Raw genomic sequence first — 2,994 nt, 5'->3', positions numbered from 1 at the left:
GCCTGGCCCGCGCACTGGACGCGGGAGCCACGCAGAGCGGGCGCGGCGCGGGCACACCCGCCTACATGGCGCCCGAGCAGGTGAAGGGGGCCGGGATCCGGCCGGCGGCCGACGTCTTCTCCTGGGGCGCCACGATCTGCTTCGCCGCCAACGCCCATGCCCCGTTCGGGCAGGACTCGATCGCGGCCGTGCTGCACCGAATCCTCACCGCGCCACCGGAGCTGGGCTGCCTCGACGGGCGGCTCGGCGCGCTGGTCGCCGGCTGTCTGGAGAAGGACCCCGGCAACCGCCCCAGCAGCCGGGAACTGCTGCTCGCGCTGCTCGGGGACGACGCCGTAGGGCCGGAGGCGCCGTGGTCCTCGCCGGTCCCGGGCCCCGATCTGCCCGGGACCTGGCCGGGCCCGGCCAGGTACGGGTCCCCGCCCGGCCAGGCCCGGCCCGCGCCGTCGGCCCGCGGCCCCCGCGGCGGTCCCGGCGAGCCGGCCGAGCCGCGGACCCGTCCGGGGCGGGCGGCCACCAGGGCCTCGGTCGCGGTGTCGGGGGCGCTGCTGGTGAGCGCGGCCGTGCTGGCCGCGGTGCTGGTCCCGGCGCTGAGCGGCGGCGACGGGCAGCCTGGGCCGGACAGGCCGAAGGCGTCGGCGGGGGTGCCCGGCGCGCGGGTGGAGCTCACCCCGCTGCCGGCCAGGGCGGCCCGTCCGGGCGACCCGCCGGGCACGGGCACGAGGAGCGCGGCCCCTCCGTCCCAGGCGTCCCCGACGCCTCCGGCGGCCGCCGGGGTCGCGGTGCCGGCCCTGGCCGGGCTGGACCGTTCCGAGGCGCTGCGCCTGATCGAGAAGGCCGGCCTGGTCGCCGGGGCCCTCACCGCGACCGACTCCGACCGCCGGATCGGGCAGGTGCTCAGCAGCCGGCCGGAGGCCGGGACGCTGGTGGCCAAGGGGACGGAAGTCGACCTGGCGGTCTCCGCGGGGGTGACGGTGCCGGTGCTGACCGGCCTCCGCAGGGAGCAGGCCGAGGCCGCCGTCACCCGGGCGGGGCTGGTGCCGGGAGGGGTCACCACGCGCTGCTCGGCAGGTCCGGCGGGCCAGGTCCTCGCCAGCACCCCCGGGGCGGGCGAGCGGGTCTCCTCGGGTGGCGTGGTGACGCTCGTGGTGTCCAGGCGCGGGGCCGAGGTGCCCTCGGTCGTCGGCCGGACGGAGGCCGACGCGCGCGGCGCGCTCAGCGGGGCGGGCTTCACCGTGCGGGTGCGTCCCCGCCTCGTCGCCGACCCGTCGAAGTCCGGTGTGGTGCTGGCCCAGCGGGGCGCGTCCGGGGGCTGTGCCCGGCCGGGCGCGGTGGTCGTGATCACGGTCGGCGTCGGAGGGCAGGGCGGTCCCGGCCCCGACCCCGGCGAGACGGCCACCCCGGTGGACCCGACGGTCTCGGAGGTGCTCGGCTCCGCCCCGGCCGCGGGGCGGGACTGAGCGGCCCCGTGCGGAGGGCGGCCCCGTACAGACGACCCCGTACGACGGGTGGGACTGAGCGGCCCCGTACGGCGGGCGGTTCCGTACGGGCGACCCCGTGCGGAGGGCGTGGGTCAGGCCGGCGGGCCGTGCATGGCGCGGGCGGTGTCGAGCAGGGTCTCCCGGACGACCTCCTCCGGCAGGTCGATCGTCTTGACCACCACGCACTGCAGGGCGCCCAGGAGAGCCCAGGCCCGCACCCGCCCGGCGGGGTCCGGGTCCGCCGGGGCCAGACGGGTGTAGATCGCGTCGCGGAAGGCGCGGATGGCCTCGCCGGGGGAGCCGGGCGGGGCGTCGTCGGCGCCGCTGATGTCCTCCATGATCAGGCGGATGATGGCCCGGTGCCGGACCACGAAGGTCACCAGCGCCTCGACGAACTGGCGCTCGCCGCCGAGGTCGGTCTCCAGCAGGGCCACGATGTCCTCGGCCGCGGGCGCGAGCAACTCGGTGGCCAGCCGGTCCTTCGGGTGGAAATGGTAGGCGACGGCGGTCTTCGTCAGCCCGACGGCCGAGGCGATGTCGGCCAGCGAGGTCGCGGCGTAACCGCGCTCGGCGAAGAGCCGGCGGGCGGCGTCGAGAATCCGGCGCCGTGTGTCGTAGCCGTGCTCAAGTGTGGTCATCGTCTCATTCCCACGTGTTCTAGAGCATTCTGGAATGTCCGCGCCTACGCTTGATCGTAGGTTCTGTACGACCGTACAGGACGGCGTTTCAGGCGCATTTCAGTCTTGAACAGGGCGGTCACCGATGTCTGGCTTGCTGGGGCGACTGGGGAGTTGGTGCGCGAGGCACGGCAAGATCGTGCTGGCACTCTGGGTGGCCGCGGCGGTGCTGCTGACCGCGGGGTCGATCGTGTTCGCCGGTCCCGTGAGCAACAACGTGACCATACCCGGCACGGACGCGCAGCGGGCCCACGACCTGATGCGCGACGGCTTCGGCCCCGGCTACGACCCGGGCGGCACGGTCCAGATCGTGCTCTACTCCGCCGACGGCCCCCTCGTCGCCAAGCCCCGCAAGCTCGCGGTGGAGCGGGCGATGACGGAGCTCCGGAAGGTCCCGCACGTGGCGGAGGTCCTGACCCCCTACCGGGTCGGCGGTCTGGCGCCCAGCCTGCAGATCGGCCTCATCACGGTCAAGCTCAAGGGGCACGACAACAGCAAGCTCGCCGAGACCACCCGGCGGCTGTCGGAGGCGGCCGGGCCCGTGCGCGAGCTGGGCATCGAGGCGGTGCCCGCCGACGCGTCCACCCCGGCCGACAAGGAGATCAAGACCGGGACCAGCGAGATCATCGGCGTGGTCTGCGCGCTGCTGGTGCTGCTGTTCGCCTTCGGCACGCTGGTGGCCGCGATGATCCCGATCTTCACGGCGCTGGTCAGCATCGCCACCGGCCTGGGCGTGATCAGCCTGCTCGGCCACATCGTGGACGTCCCCAAGCAGGCGTCCATCATGGCGACGATGATCGGCCTGGGCGTCGGTATCGACTACGCCCTCTTCCTGC

General features: G+C 75.3%; 3 protein-coding genes. 2 read left to right on the top strand and 1 reads right to left on the bottom strand.

Annotated elements, in window-relative coordinates; genetic code table 11:
- On the top strand, window positions 1-1,460 hold a 1,460-nt coding region (locus tag ACWDS7_RS47665), incomplete at its 5' end, for a PASTA domain-containing protein (protein WP_451934700.1).
- 113 nt (window positions 1,461-1,573) lie between these two features.
- Here the strand turns inward: ACWDS7_RS47665 and ACWDS7_RS47660 are convergent.
- Window positions 1,574-2,119 carry a TetR/AcrR family transcriptional regulator gene (locus ACWDS7_RS47660; protein WP_451934699.1) on the bottom strand — a complete coding sequence of 182 codons (546 nt, stop codon included), beginning with the start codon at window positions 2,117-2,119 and terminating at the stop codon, window positions 1,574-1,576.
- A 124-nt stretch (window positions 2,120-2,243) separates the two neighbouring features.
- Here ACWDS7_RS47660 and ACWDS7_RS47655 point away from each other — a divergent pair.
- The coding region (locus ACWDS7_RS47655; RefSeq protein ID WP_451934698.1) for an MMPL family transporter at window positions 2,244-2,994 on the top strand (751 nt) is incomplete at its 3' end.

The sequence above is a fragment of the Streptosporangium sp. NPDC003464 genome, from assembly GCF_053588315.1.
Note: the sequence above shows the minus strand (reverse complement) of the source record. Positions and strands in the feature narration are given on the sequence as shown.

Excerpts from the sequence above, each read along its gene's own strand:
- ACWDS7_RS47660 (WP_451934699.1), bottom strand. The coding sequence starts at position 2,119 with ATGACCACACTTGAGCACGGCTACGACACACGGCGCCGGATTCTCGAC.